16 protein-coding genes are annotated in these 20,584 nt (G+C 44.2%); 9 read left to right on the top strand and 7 right to left on the bottom strand.

Features of this window, described 5'->3' with window-relative positions; all coding sequences use genetic code 11:
• The first annotated feature begins 335 nt into the window (after nt 1-335).
• From HMPREF9065_RS06235 to hemH, 3 genes are read left to right on the top strand one after another with little or no spacing between them, the layout of a single operon-like run.
• On the top strand, nt 336-3,425 hold the full coding sequence (locus HMPREF9065_RS06235) for a D-2-hydroxyglutarate dehydrogenase YdiJ (protein ID WP_021615781.1): 3,090 nt from the start codon (nt 336-338) through the stop codon (nt 3,423-3,425).
• A gap of 7 nt (nt 3,426-3,432) precedes the next feature.
• Nucleotides 3,433-3,855, top strand: a complete 423-nt coding sequence (locus tag HMPREF9065_RS06230; protein WP_021615782.1) for a hotdog fold thioesterase — start codon at nt 3,433-3,435, stop codon at nt 3,853-3,855.
• Nucleotides 3,848-4,909 (top strand): ferrochelatase, encoded by a 1,062-nt coding sequence (gene hemH / locus HMPREF9065_RS06225; RefSeq protein WP_021615783.1) that lies wholly within the window; start codon nt 3,848-3,850, stop codon nt 4,907-4,909. The genes HMPREF9065_RS06230 and hemH overlap by 8 nt, the downstream gene beginning before the upstream one ends.
• Nucleotides 4,910-5,562: 653 nt before the next feature.
• Here the strand turns inward: hemH and nagA are convergent.
• The 6 genes from nagA to HMPREF9065_RS06195 all read right to left on the bottom strand — a co-directional run bounded on the left by nagA (nt 5,563) and on the right by HMPREF9065_RS06195 (nt 11,097).
• On the bottom strand, nt 5,563-6,708 hold the full coding sequence (gene nagA / locus HMPREF9065_RS06220; protein WP_021615787.1) for an N-acetylglucosamine-6-phosphate deacetylase: 1,146 nt from the start codon (nt 6,706-6,708) through the stop codon (nt 5,563-5,565).
• 50 nt (nt 6,709-6,758) lie between these two features.
• The gene (nagB, locus tag HMPREF9065_RS06215) at nt 6,759-7,562 is read right to left on the bottom strand and encodes a glucosamine-6-phosphate deaminase (protein WP_021615788.1); all 804 of its coding nucleotides are present in this window, start codon (nt 7,560-7,562) and stop codon (nt 6,759-6,761) included.
• 151 nt (nt 7,563-7,713) lie between these two features.
• Nucleotides 7,714-8,592, bottom strand: coding sequence for an N-acetylneuraminate lyase (nanA, locus tag HMPREF9065_RS06210; RefSeq protein ID WP_021615789.1), 879 nt, complete (start codon nt 8,590-8,592; stop codon nt 7,714-7,716).
• A 13-nt stretch (nt 8,593-8,605) separates the two neighbouring features.
• Nucleotides 8,606-9,478 carry a MurR/RpiR family transcriptional regulator gene (locus tag HMPREF9065_RS06205; RefSeq protein ID WP_021615790.1) on the bottom strand — a complete coding sequence of 291 codons (873 nt, stop codon included), beginning with the start codon at nt 9,476-9,478 and terminating at the stop codon, nt 8,606-8,608.
• 21 nt (nt 9,479-9,499) lie between these two features.
• Nucleotides 9,500-10,378, bottom strand: a complete 879-nt coding sequence (locus HMPREF9065_RS06200) for an N-acetylmannosamine kinase (RefSeq protein WP_033002460.1) — start codon at nt 10,376-10,378, stop codon at nt 9,500-9,502.
• 17 nt (nt 10,379-10,395) lie between these two features.
• On the bottom strand, nt 10,396-11,097 hold the full coding sequence (locus HMPREF9065_RS06195; RefSeq protein ID WP_033002461.1) for an N-acetylmannosamine-6-phosphate 2-epimerase: 702 nt from the start codon (nt 11,095-11,097) through the stop codon (nt 10,396-10,398).
• Between the two features lie 249 nt (nt 11,098-11,346).
• Between HMPREF9065_RS06195 and HMPREF9065_RS06190 the strand changes: the two genes are divergently transcribed.
• The 4 genes from HMPREF9065_RS06190 to nagE all read left to right on the top strand — a co-directional run bounded on the left by HMPREF9065_RS06190 (nt 11,347) and on the right by nagE (nt 17,166).
• Nucleotides 11,347-12,333: a sialic acid TRAP transporter substrate-binding protein SiaP gene (locus tag HMPREF9065_RS06190; RefSeq protein WP_021615793.1), complete on the top strand. Its 987-nt coding sequence runs from the start codon at nt 11,347-11,349 to the stop codon at nt 12,331-12,333.
• 68 nt (nt 12,334-12,401) lie between these two features.
• Entirely contained in the window at nt 12,402-14,252 is a 1,851-nt protein-coding gene (locus tag HMPREF9065_RS06185; RefSeq protein WP_021615794.1) for a TRAP transporter large permease subunit, read from the top strand.
• A 118-nt stretch (nt 14,253-14,370) separates the two neighbouring features.
• On the top strand, nt 14,371-15,504 hold the full coding sequence (locus tag HMPREF9065_RS06180) for an N-acetylneuraminate epimerase (protein ID WP_021615795.1): 1,134 nt from the start codon (nt 14,371-14,373) through the stop codon (nt 15,502-15,504).
• A gap of 195 nt (nt 15,505-15,699) precedes the next feature.
• Nucleotides 15,700-17,166: an N-acetylglucosamine-specific PTS transporter subunit IIBC gene (gene nagE / locus HMPREF9065_RS06175; RefSeq protein ID WP_033002462.1), complete on the top strand. Its 1,467-nt coding sequence runs from the start codon at nt 15,700-15,702 to the stop codon at nt 17,164-17,166.
• Nucleotides 17,167-17,321: 155 nt separating this feature from the next.
• On the opposite strand, the gene HMPREF9065_RS06170 is transcribed toward nagE, so the two are convergent.
• On the bottom strand, nt 17,322-17,663 hold the full coding sequence (locus HMPREF9065_RS06170) for a carboxymuconolactone decarboxylase family protein (protein ID WP_033002463.1): 342 nt from the start codon (nt 17,661-17,663) through the stop codon (nt 17,322-17,324).
• A 113-nt stretch (nt 17,664-17,776) separates the two neighbouring features.
• Here HMPREF9065_RS06170 and HMPREF9065_RS06165 point away from each other — a divergent pair, with 113 nt between their 5' ends.
• Nucleotides 17,777-18,685: an AraC family transcriptional regulator gene (locus HMPREF9065_RS06165; protein WP_021615798.1), complete on the top strand. Its 909-nt coding sequence runs from the start codon at nt 17,777-17,779 to the stop codon at nt 18,683-18,685.
• 79 nt (nt 18,686-18,764) lie between these two features.
• Nucleotides 18,765-20,584 (top strand): ABC transporter ATP-binding protein (locus HMPREF9065_RS06160; protein WP_021615799.1); only part of this gene is annotated, 1,820 nt, incomplete at its 3' end.

Genomic DNA, 20,584 nt, shown 5'->3' on the forward strand with positions numbered 1-20,584 from the left:
GTTACCTGCTATCTTAACCTGTTCGATCTAAAAAGTCATCTCAAGGCAAAGATATTACATCAATAGAGCAAATTTGCTCTACTCTGTCTTTTGGCAAATTCATATCCTATGTGGAGGACTGTCCAAAAGTGCGCGTATTATCCTACCTAAAAAATGGAAAATCAAATCACCGGCCACTCTTTTGCTTATTTTTTGAACAAAAAAGCGTTTTTTGCTGACAATTTTTAATCACTTTTCTAATTTTATCTGATAAATATCGTGCCGAGTCTCCTCGCTTATATGTTACACTCTCACAACTTTTTACGTCTTTAACCTTAACTGAAGAGTGGTGCAACATGCTACCCCGCTTAACGAATATCCCTCAACTTTCTCCATTAGTCAGTGATTATTTAGATGCGCTACGATTGCAACATTTTGAAGGAGACATTGCCTCAAGTTATGCCGATCGTCTCAGCCTCGCCACCGACAACAGCGTTTACCAACAACTTCCGCAAGCCATTTTATTTCCGAAAAGCGTTGCCGATGTAGTACGCCTAACCAAACTCGCACAACAGGAAAAATACCTTTCCCTCACGTTTACGCCACGTGGTGGCGGCACCGGTACGAACGGGCAATCTATCAATAACAACATTATTGTTGATCTATCCCGCCACATGACGAAAATTTTAGAACTCAACGTAAAAGAACGTTGGGTGCGCGTGCAAGCCGGCGTAGTGAAAGATCAGCTTAATCAATTTCTAAAGCCGCACGGTTTATTTTTCTCGCCAGAACTCTCCACCAGTAACCGCGCCACCTTAGGGGGGATGATCAATACGGATGCGTCAGGACAAGGATCTTTACAATACGGGAAAACCTCCGACCACGTGCTGGGTTTACGCGCCGTACTCATCAATGGCGAAATTTTAGAGACAGGTGCGGTCAAATCTGACGACGTTTTTCGCTATACAGAAGAAAGCTCTCTCTCTGCCAACGTGAAAAAAATCTATCAAGAGATTTTTCAACGTTGCAAAGATAACCGCTCACAAATCCTGAATGATTTACCCCAATTGAACCGTTTTCTGACCGGTTACGATTTAAAAAATGTGTTTAACGATGATTTAAGCGAATTCAATTTAACCCGCATTTTGACAGGTTCAGAGGGCTCACTTGCTTTTATTTGCGAGGCCACGTTGGATTTAATGCCGCTGCCACAACATCGCACATTAATTAACATTAAATACAATTCTTTTGATGCGGCATTGCGCAACGCGCCTTTTATGGTTAAAGCCAATGCACTTTCCGTAGAAACCGTGGATTCCAAAGTGCTGAATTTGGCTAAACAAGACATTATTTGGCACTCTGTCAAAGAACTGTTAACAGAAGACGCTCAACATCCGATTCTTGGCTTAAATATAGTGGAATATGCCGGCAATAATCAGGCATTAATTGAAAAACAAGTGGCGCAGTTATGTGCACAATTAGATCAAAAAATTGCTGAAGGCAAAGATCATATTATCGGTTATCAAGTTTGCGATCATTTGCCATCCATTGAACGTATTTACGCCATGCGGAAAAAAGCCGTAGGGCTACTTGGCAATGCAAAAGGCGCGGCAAAACCGATTCCTTTTGTGGAAGACACTTGTGTGCCGCCGGAAAATTTGGCGGATTACATTACCGAGTTTCGCGCTTTATTAGATAGCCATAATCTGCAATACGGTATGTTCGGCCATGTGGATGCAGGCGTGTTACACGTTCGTCCTGCATTAGATTTATGCGATTTAGAGCAAGTTAAATTATTCAAACAGATTTCCGACGAGGTGGCAGAACTCACCCGTAAATACGGCGGATTAATTTGGGGTGAACATGGCAAAGGAATGCGCTCGCAATACGGCGAAAAATTCTTTACACCCGAATTATGGCGTGAATTACGTTACATCAAATTCTTATTTGATCCGCAAAATCGTCTCAACCCAGGGAAAATCTGTACGCCATTAAATAACAAACAAGAACTTTATTCCATTTTATCGCCAATGCGAGCCGACCTCGATCGCCAAATTCCCGTTCAAATGAAAGAAGAATTTATCGGTGCCATGAATTGTAACGGTAACGGGCTATGCTTTAACTTTGATGTCCACAGCACTATGTGTCCGTCAATGAAAGTGAGTAAAAATCGCGTCTTTTCACCGAAAGGCCGCGCCGCCATGGTGCGTGAATGGTTGCGTTTATTAGCGAATGAGCAAGTTACCCCGGCGCAATTGGATTTCAAGCAATCCACGGTAAAACTCACGGATATTGTGCATAAAATCCAAAACAGCTATCAAAAACACCGTGGCGAATACGATTTTTCCCATGAAGTGAAAGCGGCAATGGATACTTGCCTGGCGTGTAAAGCCTGTGCCAGCCAATGTCCGATTAAAATCGACGTACCGAGTTTCCGCGCGAAGTTCTTCCATTTTTACCACCAACGTTATCTGCGCCCAATCAAAGATTATGTAGTGTCCAACGTGGAATACGTTGCGCCGCTAATGGCAAAACAAGCGAAGCTCTTTAATTATTTTACAGCGACTAAATTTAGCCAAAAGGTGGCAGAAAAATGTTTAGGCATGACGGATTTACCCTTGCTCTCAACACCCAATCTGCAACAACAACTCATTCAACTTGGTCATCAAAACGCTTCATTAGAGCAATTAGAAAGTTTAAGTGCGGTGGAAAAACAACGTGTTTTGCTTATCGTGCAAGATCCATTCACCTCTTATTATGATGCCAAAGTGGTCGCCGATTTTGTGGCGTTAACCCAAAAACTGGGCTTTAAGCCTGTGGTATTGCCGTTTAAACCCAACGGCAAAGCACAACACATTAAGGGCTTTTTAACCCGTTTTGCCAAAACAGCAAAAAATCAGGCAGATTTTTTAAACCGCATGGCGAAATTAGGATTGCCTTTAGTGGGCGTGGATCCGGCTATTGTGTTGTCGTATCGTGACGAATACAAAGAAATTCTGGGTGCCGAACGCGGTGATTTCCACGTACTCACAGCACACGAATGGCTGAAACAACAGCTGGATAACGACACCTTATTATTCGCGCAAAACACCGAAAAAACCGACCGCACTTTTGAGTCGCATCAGTGGTATTTATTCCCACACTGCACAGAAACGACTGCGATGCCAAACAGTGGCAAAGAATGGCAACACATTTTTGCCGCTTTCGACCAGCAGTTGCAGGTTGAAAGTGTCGGCTGTTGCGGCATGGCTGGTACTTTCGGGCACGAAACCCAGCATATTGAAATGTCGAAAGCCATTTATGAAGCCTCATGGGAGAAAAAGCTGCAAAGTAAAGATCCGAACTTCTGCTTAGCAACCGGTTATTCCTGTCGTAGCCAAGTGAAGCGTTTCGCCCATTATCAGCCGAAACACCCTGTACAAGCCTTATTAACTTTATTGAAATAACAACACCATGAGCATTTGGAAGAAACACCTCACGCTACAACAACTAAATGACTTCTGCCAACACTGTGCCGTAGCACATTTAGGCATTGAATTTACCGCACAGGGCGATGATTGGCTGGAAGCCCGTATGCCGGTAGATCACCGCACCACCCAACCTATGGGATTTTTACACGGAGGCATTTCCGCCGCACTCGCTGAAACCGTTGCTTCCACTGCCGGTTTTTGCTGTGTAGAAGCCAATCAATCTGTGGTTGGTTTAGAAATTAACGCAAGCCATTTACGTCCTGTAAAACAAGGCTATGTTTGCGCTAAATCAAGCCCGATTCGTTTAGGTAAAAATGTACAGGTTTGGCAAATTGACATTCGAGATGCACAAGATAAACTGTGCTGCGTTTCACGTTTAACTCTTTCTATTATCACAGATGACTAATTTAAAAATCGGCGTCATTCTTGCCAATTTAGGTACGCCAGACTCACCAAGTCCTAAGGATATTTCCCGTTATTTATGGCAATTTTTAACGGATCCCCGCGTGGTCGATTTGCCGCGTTGTAAATGGTATCCGTTACTTAAAGCCATTATTTTGCCGTTACGTTCTAAACGCGTCGCCAAAAATTACCGTTCCATTTGGACCGAACAAGGTTCTCCGTTAATGGTGTTCACCGAACAACAAAAACAAGGCTTAATCGACTTTTTCCGACAACAGCAACTGGATGTGGAAATCGAAATCGGTATGACTTATGGCAATCCGTCCATGCCAAGTGCGGTGCAAAAATTAATGGATAAAAAAGTGGAGCACATCATCGTACTCCCGCTCTATCCACAATACAGCAGTAGTACAACGGGCGCCGTGTTCGACTCTTTTGCTGAAGCATTGAAACAACAACGTGGCATTGTGCCCTTTGATTTTATTCATTCCTATCCGCTCAACCAAAACTATATTTCCGCGCTGATTGATTCTTGTAAAGCAAGATTAAAGGCGGATGAGTTTTTATTGTTTTCCTTTCATGGCATTCCGTTACGTTATGAAAACACCGGCGATTACTACCGCACACATTGCCAACAAACGGCGGCCGCGGTGGCACAAGGGTTAGGCTTAAATGAAAAACAATGGGGTTTAACCTTCCAATCCCGTTTTGGTAAAGAAGAATGGTTACAGCCTTATACCGATGAGTTTTTGTCGAATGCTGCAGCACAGGGCATTAAGAAAGTGGCGGTGATTTGCCCCGGCTTTGCCGTGGATTGTTTAGAAACCCTGGAAGAAATTGCTGAGGAAAATAAAGACTATTTCATCTCTAACGGCGGTGAAAGTTATCAATACATTCCGGCACTGAACGCCTCCTCTGCACATATCGAAACTTTAGGCAGATTAGTGATCAATCAAATGGCGAAAATGAAATGCAACAACTGCACTTCACCAAACATTGCCATTATTCCAACCATTACGGTGCCAACGTCAAACAATCTTAGTAGCCGTTGTCATTAAAAAAATAAAAAAGTGCGGTGGATTTTTGAGGTGTTAAAAACACTTGGAAAATCCACCGCACTTTTGTTTTATAGGCACAAATAAACTCGCCAATAGCTCGCATTTGATGGCGCACACTTCACAGCGTGTGCCGATAACCTGTTGATATTTCGTGCGTAGCGTGCATCTTGATGCACGACCAAACCACGCAAGGAACGTTATTTACCCTTTCGGCATTCACGATTTCGTGCGTAGCGTGCAACTTGTTGCACGACCAGACCACACAAGGAACGTTATTTAACCCTTTCGGGCATTCATGATTTCGTGCGTAGCGTGCATCTTGATGCACGACCAAACCACATAAGGAACGTTATTCAACCCTTTTCGGCATTCACGATTTCGTGCGTAGCGTGCAACTTGTTGCACGACCAAACCACACAAGGAACGTTATTTAACCCTTTCAGGCATTCACGATTTCGTGCGTAGCGTGCATCTTGATGCACGACCAAACCACGTAAGGAACGTTATTCAACCCTTTTCGGCATTCATGATTTCGTGCAACAAGTTGCACGCTACGATTCTTTTATTTTCAGGATATTTGATGGCGCACTCTTCACAGCGTGTGACAATAACCCTCTAATATTAAAAGGTGCGTTTACACGCCCCCTACCTTATCAATTTACTTTCCACTCGCCGTTCACAACGGTACCAACGACGTGGTAATCGTTCGTGAAGACTGCAAGGTTAGCGACTTTGCCGGCTTCAACGGAACCCAAACGGTCATCGACACCGATAGCGCGTGCCGGATAAAGGTTACTCATGCGAATCGCTTCGGCAAGTGGAATTTCGACATATTCCACCGCATTTTTAATGGATTCCATCATGGTGATGGAAGCACCTGCGATCGTACCGTTACCGTCATAGCAACGTCCTTCTTTCACATAAATGGTTTTACCCACGAAGGTGAACGTTTCTAATTCTGGGCCTGCGCCGGCAGCCGCTAAGGAGTCGGTGACGATACAAAGTTTGTCGCCTTTGATTTTTTTATCCAAACGCACATTGCCGAAATTCACGTGCACGCCGTCCACGATAATGCCGGTGTAAACGTCAGAATCCAATACTGCACCCACCACGCCCATGGCACGACCGGAACTGATCGGCGACATGGCATTGTGTAAGTGCGTTGCGAAAGTTGCGCCTTTACGGAAAGCCGCTTTTGCCACGTCATAGGTGGCGTTAGAGTGACCGACTGACACCACGATGCCACTTTTCACAAAATCAGGCGTGTAATTGATGGTTGGGTTTTCTGCGGCAATGGTGAGTTTGGTGATCACATCGGCGTTTTCACACAAGAAATCTTTCATTTCAGGTGAAATTTCACGGATATATTCCGGACGGTGTACGCCTTTTTTCTCTACGCTCAAATACGGCCCTTCAATATGCAAACCCAGTGCTTGGTTTTTATGTTTATTCAAATATTCACGCATAACTTTCACCGCACTTTTGATGCCCTCATCCGGTGCCGTAATAAAGGTTGGCAAGAAGCTGGTGCAGCCGGATTTCAGGTTGGTCGCTTGCATGATTTCTAAGGTTTCTACACTGGTTTGGTCGTTGAACATCACACCACCACAACCGTTTAATTGCAAGTCAATAAAACCGGCAGTGAGGTTATGCCCCTCTAAATCAAGGGTCTTAATGCCGCTTTCCAATTCGCTTTGTGGAATCACTGCTTCAATGTGTTCGCCATTCACGACCACCGCATAATCCCGAAGGATTTCATGTTTGGTGTAAATGACGGAATTAATTAATGCATATTTCATAATCGTACCTTTAAATAATCTAAAAATTCACCGCACTTTTGAGCTAAACATTACAACACGCTATGAATAGCGTGACTTTCCAAGTCGGTGAAATATTTCACGGTTTTTACTTTCAACTCTTGCAACGCCGGCTCATCACACACCAACACAAAATGGCGATGTAATTGCAACGCACTCACTGTCCACATGTGATTTACTGCGCCTTCAACAGCGGCTTGCACCGCTAACGCTTTCCCATGGCCGGTGGCTAAAATCATGACTTCTTCTGCGTCTAATAACGTGCCGACACCAATGGTTAAAGCATATTTCGGCACTTTATTGACATCATTATCAAAAAAGCGGGAATTGGCGATGATCGTATCCGGTGTAAGGGTTTTAATACGGGTGCGGGAGCTCAACGAAGAAGCCGGTTCATTGAAGGCAATATGACCATCTACGCCAACGCCGCCCATAAATAAATGAATTTTGCCGTAAGATTTGATTTTTTCTTCGTAACGGCGACATTCTTCATCATGATCGTCCGTATTGCCGTCTAAAATATTGATGTTTTGCGGCTGAATATCAATGTGGTTGAAAAAATTGTTGTGCATGAAGCTGTGATAGCTTTCCGGATGTTCTTTCGGAAGCCCCACATATTCATCCATGTTGAATGTGACCACATGTTTAAAACTCACTTCACCGGCTTGGTTCAAGCGGATCAGTTCTTGGTAAGTTTTAAGCGGTGTTCCGCCGGTAGGTAAACCCAATACAAACGGGCGTTCTTCGGTGGGATTAAAACGATTGATTCTGTCAACGATATGACGTGCTGCCCAACGGCTAACTTGTTGTTCGTTATGTAGAGGGATGAGGCGCATAATAAACTTCCTTTATCGTGACCGCACTTTACAATCATTTTGTAGGAATAGGCGTTATGCCTGTCCCATTTATGTCATAAAGAGAATTTAGGACAGGCACAAAGCCTGCCCTGCCCTACACCAGAAAAGTGCGGTCTCTTTTTCCATTAAATTAGAGATATTTCGCTTTTAATTCTTTTGCTTTGGCTAATTGTGCTTCGGTCGCTTTTGCCGTCATTGGTTCACGACAATAGCCGGCATCCACACCTTCCAATTTCAACAATTCTTTGATGGTTAAATACAAACCATTCGCTAAGATACCTTCGATTAAATCATTAGTCACATGTTGAATTTCACGTGCTTCAGCCAGTTTGCCTTGTTTGGTCAAGTCAAAGATTTGTCTTGCACGAACACCGTTCACGTTGAATGTACTACCGATAGCACCATCCACACCTAAAGCCACCGCCGGCAACATCATTTCATCGAAGCCCGCCCAAATTAAGTGGTTTGGATACGCTTTTTGTAAACGTTCTAATAAATAGAAATCACCTGCGGTGAATTTCACGCCAAGCACTTTCGGGTTTTTGTAAAGTTCGCCGAATTGCTCTACGCCCATGTTTACGCCGGTTAAGAACGGAATGGAGTAAACAATCATGTTGTTACCGGTTTCCGCAATAATGGTGTCATAGTAGTGTTTGATTTCAGGGAAGCTGAATTTGTAGTAGAACGGTGTTACCGCAGAAAGACAGTCATAGCCCAATTCTGTGGCATATTTACCTAATTCCACCGCTTCGTGTAAATTCACGCTACCCACTTGTGCGATTAACGCCACTTGGTCTTTTGCTTCATCTTTTGCAATACGGAAGATTTGTTTTTTCTCTTCGGTAGAAAGCATGAAGTTTTCACCGGTAGAACCGCCCACATACAAACCATTGACTTTCATTTTGTCGATGTTGTGGCGAATAATTTGGCGTAAGCCTTTTTCATTAATAGAGCCATCTTCATTAAATGACACTAATAACGCACTGAAAATACCTTTTAAATCACGCATTGTTTTCTCCTGTTTAGTATTTAATACGTTGTTCTAAAATAACATTAAGGGTTTTCTCTTTTGTCTTAATCGCTTTTTCATGCTCCGCTTGAACCAGCAAAGCATAAATTAAATCTAAAACGAATAATTGTGCCGTTTTGGTACCAATGGAATCCCCTTGCAGTTTCCCTTGTTTATTACCATTGACCAACACAAAATCCGCATATTCGGTTAACGGGGAACGCATACTATGGGTCAATGCTACCGTTGTTGCGCCGTTTTCCTTGGCAATTTTTAATGCATGCGCCGTTTCTTGCGAATAGCCGGAGTGGCTGATGCCAATCGCCACATCATTGCGTTGTAATAACGCCACCTGCATATACATAAAATGGTTGTTACCGCTCGCATCCACTTGAATGCCAATCCGCATGAATTTGTTCTTGGCTTCTTCTGCCGTTACGCCGGAGGATCCGACCCCAAAGAGAAAAACTCTGTTCGCGCCTCGAATGGCTTTTACAACCACTTCTAACTGATGAAAATCCAACAAATTAATCGTTTCGTTCATCACTGAATTAATGGCAGACTGCAATTTATGTGCAATCGTTTGTGAATCATCGTTAGGTAAGATCTCCGTTTCTAGCACCGTATCATCCCGACCTTCCCGTGTTTTCGCCAGCTCAATCGAAAACGCCAACTTAAAATCACTAAATCCTTTAAACCCCAGTGTACGGCAGAAACGCACAAGTGTCGCCTCTCCGACATCTAAACGTTCAGCAAGCTGTGCCAAGGAATACTGCATAATACAATCAGGCGATTGGGTAATGACATCCGCAATTTTTTTCTCCGTCTTCGTCAGGCTTTGATAAAGCGAACTGAGGGAGTTAAGTACATTTCCGTTTCCCACCATAAACAACCCTAATCATGTAATTTAGCCATGTAATTGAGTAAGCGCCCATGCAGCCGCGCCGATAAGTCCGGCATCTTGCCCTAATTGAGCCGCATCCAGCGGACAACGATAAATTTCCGGCATTTGCGCCAAATGCTGTTTCACCAAAGGCAAATAGCCTTCCGCCAACCCAACGCTACCGCCAATCACCACCTGTTGCACGTCCATACCAATCACTAAATCCGCCACTAAATTGGCAATCGCTTTTGCTGAACGAGACACAAGTGCGGTGGCTTTTTCATCCATTTTTCTAAAACGGGCAAAGACTTCTTTGGGATCGCAAGGATCGTCCCATTGTTTAGAAACCGCTTCAATGGCACGTCCCGCTGCGATGGCTTCCACACAACCGACTCGACCACAACCGCATACTGGCCCATTGGGATCCGCAAGGGTATGTCCAATATGGCCGGCAATGCCGTTCGGTTCGGTGAGTAATTGGTGGTTTAAAATTAACCCGCCACCTACGCCCGTAGAGACGGTAATAAAAGCAAAGTTTTGAAGATTATTTTTATCTTGCAGTTGATATTCCGCATAAGTCGCTGCCTGCGCATCATTCAATAAATACACGGGCTTTGACGTATGCTGAGAAATGCTTTGTTTTAATGGGAAATAAGCCAGTCCGCCTAAATTTTTCGGGTTAAGTGCGGTCAATATTCCTTTATTGATGATGCCTGTGGAGGCAACCGCAACATAATCAAATTGCCCCGCATAATCCGAAAGTAATTGTGCGAGCGTTTGATGCATTGCCTCCACCACGTTTTCTTGCGGTGTGTGGATTTGTTGACGTTGTGTCACTTGGTTCCCTGACACAATAGCTGAGGCGATTTTAGTTCCGCCGATATCTAAGGCTAAGCAACGCATCATGTTTCCCCTCTTAATTATTTATTTGCAGAATTAACCGCACTTGAGAACCAGCTGACGATATGTTCTAAACGGGTTAACGCAGAACCTACGGTCACGAAATCCGCACCGATTTCAATGGCGGTTTTGGCAAGTTCCGGTGTGTTGTAACGTCCTTCTGCCATCACTTTGCAACCGGCAGCTTTCAAATCTTTCACTAATTGATAGTCCGGTTCATCCGGTACAGCACCACCTGTGTAGCCCGACATGGTGCTACCCACAATATCAAAGCCTAATTTTTGGCAGTACAACCCTTCTTCTAAATTGGAGCAATCCGCCATGGCAAGACAGCCCATTTCATGAATTTTTTTGACCGCACTTTCAATATCAACAGGACGCGGACGATGGGTGCCATCCACTGCAATGATATCCGCACCGGCATGCGCTAAATCTTCAATGTCTTGTAAAAACGGCGTGATACGCACCGGGCTGTCCGGCAAATCGCGTTTTACAATACCGATAATCGGCACATTGACGGTTGGACGCGTTGCTTTCAAGTTGTCCACGCCTTCAATACGTAGTCCAGCCGCACCACCGATAACGGAAGCCTGTGCCATCGCGGCAACAATTTCCGGCTTATCCATCGGGCCATCATCGACCGGTTGGCAGGACGCAATCAATCCATTTTGAATTTTGGCAAAAACCTCTTGGTGGGATAATTTGTGCTGAGTGAATGACATAAAAACTCCTCTTAATTTGCGGCTGCATTTGGCAGTCATTCTTGTCATCGTGCATTATATGATAACAATACTTCATTTTGAAATATATTTTTGAAGTGTTTTTCCAATGATGTGATCTACCTCTCATTTCTGAAATAAAACTTCATAATCTATTTGAAAATGATTTTTTTACTTTAGAATGGATATCGAGTTGTAATCTAACTATGTTTCAAAACATCAATTAACTTACTATCATTACAGGAGTAGCTTATGAAACTAGCAAAACTTTTCCTTGCCACTGCAATCGCATTAGGTGTGACTTCCGCTGCTAACGCTGCAGAGTATGATTTAAAATTCGGTATGAACGCAGGTACGTCTTCTAACGAATACAAAGCCGCTGAAATGTTTGCCAAAGAAGTGAAAGAAAAATCCAACGGCAAAATCGATATCTCTCTTTATCCGAGTTCTCAATTAGGTGACGACCGCGCCATGTTAAAACAATTAAAAGACGGTGCGTTAGACTTCACTTTTGCTGAATCTGCACGTTTCCAATTGTTCTACCCTGAAGCGGCTGTGTTTGCGTTACCTTATGTCATCAGTGACTACAGCGTGGCACAAAAAGCGTTATTTGACACGGCATTCGGTAAAGACTTAATCCAAAAAATGAACAAAGATTTAGGCTTAACCTTATTATCCCAAGCCTATAATGGTACACGCCAAACCACCTCTAACCGTGCAATCAACAGCATTGCCGACATGAAGGGCTTAAAATTACGCGTACCAAACGCGGCAACTAACTTGGCGTACGCAAAATATGTGGGTGCATCCCCAACACCAATGGCCTTCTCCGAAGTGTATTTAGCATTACAAACGAACTCCGTTGACGGTCAAGAAAACCCATTGGCAACCGTTCAAGCACAAAAATTCTATGAAGTGCAAAAATACTTGGCAATGACCAACCACATTTTGAACGACCAACTTTATCTTGTAAGTAACGAAACCTTTGCTGACTTACCGGCTGATTTACAAAAAGTTGTGAGAGATGCAGCACAAAAAGCCGCAGAATACCACACTAAATTATTCGTTGACGGTGAAAAAGAATTAGTGACTTTCTTTGAAAAACAAGGTGTAACCGTAACATATCCGGATCTCGCCCCATTCAAAGAAGCCATGAAACCTTTCTATGCTGACTTTGTAAAACAAACCGGTGCGAAAGGCGAAGAAGCACTTAAACAAATTCAAGCTATAAGCAAATAATTCTCTTATCGTGTGCCTGTTTCGGCAGGCACGCTTTTTCTCTCCTTTATTATTCAACGGAGTTGAATATGAAAATCTTTAATAAACTCGAAGAATGGATCGGTGGGGCACTATTCCTCGTGATATTCTGCATTCTTGTTTTGCAAATTCTATTCAGACAAGCTTTCCACTCGCCATTAATTTGGAGTGAAGAACTTGCCAAATTGCTGTTCGTTTATGTCGGTATGCTCGGCATTAGCGTTGCCGTCAGAAAACAAGAGCACGTTTATATCGACTTCTTGACTAACTTAATGCCACCGGCAGTCAAAAAAATCACCAATACATTCGTACAAATCGTGATTTTCCTTGGTGTGATTTTCTTTATCCACTTTGGTATCAAAACCTATTTAGGTGCCAATTTCCCAATTGATGCGTTAGGCGGTATTTCTGAAAAATGGATCTATGCCTCCTTACCAATCATTGCCGTATTGATGCTCGTTCGCTTCTTCCAAGCGCAAGCAGACAACTTCAAACAAAACAAAAGCTATTTAACGGCAACCTTCTTTATCGTAAGTGCGGTCGTTTTATTAGGCATTTTATTCCTGGCCCCTGACTGGTACAAAGTCCTACGCGTAACCGAATATGTTAAATTTGGTTCTAATGCCGTGTATGTGGCATTGCTCTTCTGGTTAGTCATCATGTTCTTGGGCGTACCGGTGGGCTGGTCATTATTTATCACGACCCTACTTTACTTCTCCATGACTCGTTGGAATGTGGTCAATGCAGCTTCTGACAAACTCACCATGAGTTTAAATAGCTTCCCGCTCCTTGCCGTGCCGTTCTATATTCTCACCGGCATTCTAATGAACACCGGCGGTATCACCGAACGTATCTTTAACTTCGCCAAAGCCTTACTTGGCCACTACACCGGCGGTATGGGACACGTTAACATCGGTGCAAGCTTGTTATTCTCCGGGATGTCAGGTTCTGCACTTGCCGATGCAGGTGGTTTAGGTCAATTAGAAATCAAAGCCATGCGTGATGCAGGTTATGATGATGACATCTGCGGCGGTATCACTGCAGCCTCTTGTATCATCGGTCCATTAGTTCCACCAAGTATTGCCATGATCATTTACGGTGTTATCGCGAACGAATCCATTGCAAAACTCTTTATTGCCGGCTTCGTACCGGGGATATTAGTCACCATCGCTCTCATGGCAATGAACTACTACGTCTCCAAAAAACGTGGCTATCCAAGAACACCAAAAGCGACCCGTGAAGAACTTTGCACGTCATTCAAAAGAGCATTCTGGGCAATTTTAACCCCATTATTGATTATCGGCGGGATCTTCTCCGGCTTATTCAGCCCAACTGAATCTGCGGTGGTTGCAGCTGCCTACTCCGTCATTATCGGTAAATTCGTGTATAAAGAATTAACCTTGAAAATGCTCTTCAACAGCTGCGTAGAAGCCATGTCCATTACCGGTGTTGTTGCATTGATGATTATGACCGTCACCTTCTTCGGCGACATGATCGCCCGCGAACAAGTGGCAATGCGTATTGCCGATGTGTTCGTTGCGGTAGCAGATTCGCCGTTAATGGTGTTAGTCATGATCAATGCCTTGTTATTGTTCCTCGGTATGTTTATTGATGCCTTGGCATTACAGTTCTTGGTATTACCAATGCTGATTCCAATCGCCATGCAATTTGGGATCGACCTTGTGTTCTTCGGCGTTATGACAACCTTGAACATGATGATCGGCATCTTAACCCCACCAATGGGGATGGCGTTATTCGTGGTCGCACGCGTGGGTAACATGTCCGTGTCCACCGTAACGAAAGGTGTGTTGCCGTTCTTAATCCCGATTTTCGTGACCTTGGTGTTAATCACCATCTTCCCAAGTATCATCACATTCATTCCGAATTTGTTAATACCTTAGGACACTAAAAGTGCGGTTGCAAAACGTAGTAAATTTGAACCGCACTTTCTTACCCTACACATAAAAGACCTATTCTGCCGTTGACGAATAGCCCAAATCACTCCAAACGAGGTTTATTATGAAATTTCAAAAAACAACATTCGCCACCCTCTTCTTAGCGGCAACCACTTTTGCGGTAACCGCGCACGCTGCCGCTTACCCTGATTTACCGGTGGGCATTAAAAGCGGTGCCGGTGCGTTAATTGGCGATACCGTTTATGTAGGCTTAGGTACAGGCGGTGACAAATTCTATGCGTTAGATTTAAAAACCCCGAACGCCCAATGGAAAGAAATCGCCACATTCCCGGGCGGTGACCGTAACCAACCGGTGGCAGCGGCTGTTGACGGTAAATTGTATGTCTTCGGCGGATTACAAAAGAATGAAAAAGGCGAATTGCAATTCGTCAACGATGCCTACAGCTATAACCCAGCTGATAACACTTGGAGCAAATTGCCCACCCGCTCACCACGTGGTTTAGTCGGCTCGACCGGCGCATCACACGGTGATAAAGTGTATATCGTGGGCGGTTCTAACTTGTCTATTTTCAACGGTTTCTTCCAAGACACTGTTGCGGCTGGGGAAGACAAAGCAAAAAAAGACGAAATTGCCAAAGCGTATTTTGAACAACGTCCTGAAGACTATTTCTTCACCACCGAATTGTTAAGCTATGAGCCATCTACGAATAAATGGCGCAACGAAGGTCGCGTACCCTTCTCTGGACGTGCCGGTGCGGCATTTACCATTCAAGGTGATGATTTAGTTGTCGTGAACGGTGAAATCAAACCGGGCTTGCGTACGGCAGAAACGCATGCCGGTACATTCACCAACAAAGGCGTGCAATGGAAAAATCTGCCTGATTTACCGGCACCAAAAGGTCAAAGCCAAGATGGTTTGGCGGGAGCAATGGCAGGTTATAGCCACGGTCATTACTTAGTCACCGGTGGTGCAAACTTCCCGGGTTCCGTCAAACAATTTAAAGAAGGAAAACTTCACGCTCATCAAGGCTTAAGCAAAGCATGGCATAAAGATATTTATACGTTAAACAACGGCAAATGGAACATCATTGGCGAATTGCCGGCAGGCATTGGTTACGGTGTTGCCGTGTCTTATGACAACAAAGTATTGCTCATTGGTGGGGAAACCGATGGTGGCAAAGCCTTAACCTCTGTTCAAAGCATGAGCTATGACGGCAAACAATTAAAAGTAGAATAATCTTCTTTTGGTTTCAAATTAACGGATTAAGCGTGCTTGATCCGTTAATTTGTTTTTAAGTTAAGCATCTTGCCAACAGATTCGTGATAGCTCTCACAAATACGAAAGTTTTCATTTGAAAAGCGAAATCCTCTCGCGCTATGCTACGCAGACCTCAAAAATTATTTTATGAATCAAAAAATTAAAGGAGTTCTTATGAGTATTCTCAGTTATGCCCAAAAAATCGGGCAAGCCTTAATGGTGCCGGTGGCGGTATTACCGGCAGCCGCCGTACTAATGGGGATCGGCTATTGGCTAGACCCGGACGGTTGGGGGTCGAATAGCCAACTTGCCGCCTTGCTCATCAAATCCGGTGCTGCCATCATCGACAACATGGGCTTATTATTTGCTGTGGGCGTGGCTTTCGGGTTATCTAAAGACAAACACGGTTCAGCCGCCCTTTCCGGTTTGGTGGGTTACTATGTTGTAACCACCCTACTTGCACCGGGTGGTGTAGCCCAATTACAACATATCGATCCAAGCCAAGTGCCTGCCGCTTTCGGTAAAATCAATAACCAATTTATCGGGATCTTAATCGGTGTACTTTCTGCCGAACTTTACAACCGTTTCTATCAAGTAGAGTTGCCAAAAGCGCTGTCCTTCTTCAGCGGAAAACGTTTAGTCCCAATCGTGGTCTCTTTCGCCATGATTGCCCTTTCTTTCATTCTGCTTTATGTATGGCCTTACATCTTCAATGCCTTAGTGTCTTTCGGTGAATCCATCAAAGATTTAGGCGCTGTGGGTGCGGGTATTTACGGTTTCTTCAACCGTCTATTAATTCCGGTTGGCTTACACCACGCGTTAAACTCAGTATTCTGGTTTGACGTTGCCGGTATTAACGACATTCCTAACTTCTTAGGTGGTGCAAAATCTATCGCTGAAGGCACTGCTACGGTAGGTGTCACCGGTATGTATCAAGCCGGTTTCTTCCCGGTCATGATGTTCGGTTTACCGGGTGCGGCATTGGCGATTTACCAATGTGCAAAACCAAGCCAAAAAGTGAAAGTGGCTTCCATTATGTTAGCGGGTGCATTTGCTTCCTTCTTCACCGGTATCACCGAACCACTTGAATTCTCTTTCATGTTCGTGGCACCGATTCTTTATGTATTACACGCGTTATTAACCGGTATTTCCGTGTTTATCGCAGCAAGTATGCACTGGATTGCAGGCTTCGGCTTCAGCGCAGGTTTAGTGGATATGGTGTTATCTTCACGCAACCCATTAGCCGTTGACTGGTATATGTTATTGGTACAAGGCTTAGTCTTCTTCACCATTTACTACGTCGTTTTCCGCTTTGCTATCCAAGCCTTCAACTTAAAAACTATCGGTCGCACCGAAGAAGCTGAAGAGCCAAAAGAAGAACAAAGCGAACACAATCACTCTCGTGAAGAAAGAGCGGTTAAATTTATCGACGCTTTAGGCGGTGCGGATAACTTTAAAACGATTGACGCTTGTATTACTCGTTTACGTTTAACTTTAGTGGATCGCGATAAGATCAACGAAGAACAATTAAAATCGCTCGGCTCTAAAGGCAACGTAAAACTGGGTAATGATGGTTTACAAGTCATTCTGGGAACAGAAGCGGAATTGGTTGCAGAAGCCATTAAGGCGAAAGTGAAATAGTGCAAAATCATATTAAACAACGAATGTGTTTAAATTAACGAACGTGTTTAAATTGATGTTGCAACACAATTTATCAGACGATCAACGTCTGTCTCTCTAAAAAAAACGGCACCCTTAACGAAGGGTGCCAATCATATAAAGTTCCTAATAAATGCTTAGTCTTTTTGCGTATTATAAGCTTCTAATGCGCGTAAAGAATAGGTGTAAGCTGCACCTGCATTTAATGCGATAGACATCGCTAATGCGGCAGCCACTTCTTCTTCAGTTGCACCGGCTTTTACCGCTTCGGCAGCGTGTACGCCGATGCAGCTTTCGCAACGGGTGGTAACAGCCACGGCAAGGGCGATTAATTCACGGGTTTTCACATCTAAAACATTGCCTTCTGCTGCGGCTGCGCCTAGTGCACCGTAGGCTTGTAACATTTTCGGATGTTTTTTACCTAATTCACCGAATGATTTTTTTACGTGGGCAACATCATTTTTCCAATCTGCAAACATAATTTTTCTCCTTAATTTAGGTTGGAATCCATTTAAATTTCGCAACAAATTATAGGCAAATTCGTCTATCATACTTGCTCATTCGTCTTAACTTTTATGCGTAAAATCTCATTATGGACTGTTTAGATAAACTCATTCAGCTAGCACAGGTGAGCGGTGAAGTGAATATTCGCTGCCTGTTTCAAGGACAGTGGCAAATTCAACCGAATATCACCGAAAATCAATATGTGGGCGCATTTCACTTGATTGAGCAGGGCGAATGCTGGCTCACGCTAGATAAAAAACAAATTCATTTGCAAGCGGGCGATATCTTTTTTCTACCGCAAAATCGACCGCACTTAATTGCCGGACAGGCACAGAATTTGTCGGAAAATAATGTGCCCCATGCCCAAGATAACCGCTCTACGTTGTTTAAAGTGTATAGCATTGGGCAGAATTCGGCAGATTTGAAAATGTTCTGCGGTTTGTTTTATTACAGCAAACCCTCCCTGCTTATTGATTCGTTACCGGAATATTTGCATTTATCGCTTAATGACACCCCGGTGCAACCGCTGATTCGCTTAATGCAACAGGAGGCGGATAATCATCAAAGCGGTGCAAAATCGCTGATGGATGCCTTAGTTACTGTGTTGTTTATTTATATTTTGCGCCACGGACTACAAGCCAATCTGCTTCATTGCGGATTATTTGCCGGGTTACAAGACAAGCGCTTAGGCAAGGTATTAGAGCAGTTATTTAATGCGCCGCAACAGGCGTGGAATATGGATGCCTTGGCAGCGTTAGCTGCGATGTCACGGGCGAATTTCATGCGGGTATTTCAGCAAAAAATCGGTATAGCGCCGGGCAAATTCTTAACGCAACTGCGTTTGCAAGAAGCGGCGTTATTGTTAAATAAAACACAAAAAAATATTTTATCGGTGGCATTGGAGGTAGGCTATCAATCGGAAGCACACTTTAGTAAAGCCTTTAAAGCACTGTATGGCATGACCCCAAGTCAATATCGAAAGGCCGAACAGGTTTAGGCGATATTGGCGTTTTACGCTATAATGTATTCCATTGAGGCAACAGCGTGGTTGCCTTTTATTTTTAAGGAAAGAGGACATGTTAAATAAAATTTTTAGTTGGTTTGAGCATCGCTTGAATCCCTATCCCGATCAAGCGCCGAAAACACCGGATAAAGGGTTGTTCCGCTTTATTTGGTCGAGCATCGAAGGCATGAAAGGTTGGATTTTGCTGTTAGCCGTACTGACGATCGGCAACGGTGTGATGGAAGCCATGTTGTTCCAATTTATGGGCTTGTTGGTGGATTGGTTAGGGACTTATACCCCAGCAACCTTATGGCAGGAAAAAGGCCATTGGCTCATGGGGATGGGCGGCTTGTTGGTCTTTAGCATTATGTGGCTGTTTTTAGCCTCTGCAGTGCGTTTACAAACCTTACAAGGCGTGTTTCCGATGCGCCTGCGTTGGAATTTCCATCGTCTGATGTTGGGGCAAAGCTTGAGCTTCTACCAAGACGAATTTGCCGGCAGGGTGTCCGCCAAAGTCATGCAGACAGCTTTAGCAGTGCGTGATACAGTGCTGACCATCGCCGATATGTTAGTTTATGTGGTGGTGTATTTTGTCACCTCTGGCTTGGTGTTAGCCTCATTAGATAGTTGGTTCCTTGTGCCTTTCTTCATTTGGATTGTGCTGTTTATCACCATTTTGCGTTTGTTAATTCCCCGTCTTTCCAAAACGGCTCAACGTCAGGCAGATGCCCGTTCGTTGATGACGGGGCGAATCACCGATGCCTATTCCAATATTGCTACGGTGAAACTCTTTTCCCATGGTGATAGAGAAGCAAGTTATGCCAAACGTTCCATGGAAGAATTTATGGTCACGGTGCACGCCCAAATGCGTTTGGCGACGTCGTTAGACAGCTTAACCTACATCAATAATGTCGTGCTGATTTTAAGTACGGCAATCATTGGCGTTCTGCTATGGCAACAAAACCTCGTTGGCGTGGGTGCTATTGCCACTTCTACCGCCATGGCATTGCGCGTTCATGGCTTGTCCCGTTGGATTATGTGGGAATCAGCACGCTTGTTTGAAAATATCGGTACGGTCAATGATGGTATGAATACGCTAACTAAACCGCAGACTATTTTGGATAAGCCGAATTGCCTGCCATTAAAAGTGACGCAGGGTGAGATTAAATTCAATGACCTGAGCTTTGCCTACGATCCGGCAAAACCTTTGTTGAGTCATTTTAATTTAACCATTAAACCGGGTGAAAAAGTGGGCTTAATCGGACGTTCCGGCGCGGGTAAATCCACCATTGTGAATTTATTATTGCGTTTCTATGAAGCCCAGCATGGCTCCATTACCATTGATGGACAAAACGTGTTAGATGTCAGCCAAGAAAGCCTGCGTAGTCAAATTGGCTTGGTAACGCAAGATACGTCGTTATTGCATCGTTCCGTACGTGATAACATCGTGTACGGCAGACCGAGTGCGACTGAGCAGGAAATGTTGGATGCCGCCACACGTGCCGAAGCGGCGGATTTTATTCCGTTTTTAAGCGATGCACAGGGACGCAAGGGATATGATGCGCACGTTGGTGAACGTGGCGTGAAACTCTCCGGTGGGCAACGTCAGCGTATTGCCATCGCCCGCGTGATGTTAAAAGATGCGCCGATTTTGTTATTGGACGAAGCCACCAGCGCGTTAGATTCCGAAGTGGAAGCAGCGATCCAAGAAAGCCTAGATAAAATGATGGAAAACAAAACCGTTATCGCCATCGCGCACCGTTTATCTACCATTGCCGCGATGGATCGTCTGATTGTGTTGGATCACGGACAAATCGTGGAGCAAGGCACTCACGCTGAATTACTCGCTCAAAACGGTCTCTACGCCAAATTATGGCAACACCAAAGCGGTGG

Source organism: Aggregatibacter sp. oral taxon 458 str. W10330 (assembly GCF_000466335.1).
In the GTDB taxonomy this organism is placed as follows: domain Bacteria; phylum Pseudomonadota; class Gammaproteobacteria; order Enterobacterales; family Pasteurellaceae; genus Aggregatibacter.

Coding starts and splice junctions, on each gene's coding strand:
- HMPREF9065_RS06235 (WP_021615781.1), top strand. CDS start 336: ATGCTACCCCGCTTAACGAATATCCCTCAACTTTCTCCATTAGTCAGT.
- HMPREF9065_RS06230 (WP_021615782.1), top strand. CDS start 3,433: ATGAGCATTTGGAAGAAACACCTCACGCTACAACAACTAAATGACTTC.
- hemH (WP_021615783.1), top strand. CDS start 3,848: ATGACTAATTTAAAAATCGGCGTCATTCTTGCCAATTTAGGTACGCCA.
- nagA (WP_021615787.1), bottom strand. CDS start 6,708: ATGAAATATGCATTAATTAATTCCGTCATTTACACCAAACATGAAATC.
- nagB (WP_021615788.1), bottom strand. CDS start 7,562: ATGCGCCTCATCCCTCTACATAACGAACAACAAGTTAGCCGTTGGGCA.
- nanA (WP_021615789.1), bottom strand. CDS start 8,592: ATGCGTGATTTAAAAGGTATTTTCAGTGCGTTATTAGTGTCATTTAAT.
- HMPREF9065_RS06205 (WP_021615790.1), bottom strand. CDS start 9,478: ATGGTGGGAAACGGAAATGTACTTAACTCCCTCAGTTCGCTTTATCAA.
- HMPREF9065_RS06200 (WP_033002460.1), bottom strand. CDS start 10,378: ATGCGTTGCTTAGCCTTAGATATCGGCGGAACTAAAATCGCCTCAGCT.
- HMPREF9065_RS06195 (WP_033002461.1), bottom strand. CDS start 11,097: ATGTCATTCACTCAGCACAAATTATCCCACCAAGAGGTTTTTGCCAAA.
- HMPREF9065_RS06190 (WP_021615793.1), top strand. CDS start 11,347: ATGAAACTAGCAAAACTTTTCCTTGCCACTGCAATCGCATTAGGTGTG.
- HMPREF9065_RS06185 (WP_021615794.1), top strand. CDS start 12,402: ATGAAAATCTTTAATAAACTCGAAGAATGGATCGGTGGGGCACTATTC.
- HMPREF9065_RS06180 (WP_021615795.1), top strand. CDS start 14,371: ATGAAATTTCAAAAAACAACATTCGCCACCCTCTTCTTAGCGGCAACC.
- nagE (WP_033002462.1), top strand. CDS start 15,700: ATGAGTATTCTCAGTTATGCCCAAAAAATCGGGCAAGCCTTAATGGTG.
- HMPREF9065_RS06170 (WP_033002463.1), bottom strand. CDS start 17,663: ATGTTTGCAGATTGGAAAAATGATGTTGCCCACGTAAAAAAATCATTC.
- HMPREF9065_RS06165 (WP_021615798.1), top strand. CDS start 17,777: ATGGACTGTTTAGATAAACTCATTCAGCTAGCACAGGTGAGCGGTGAA.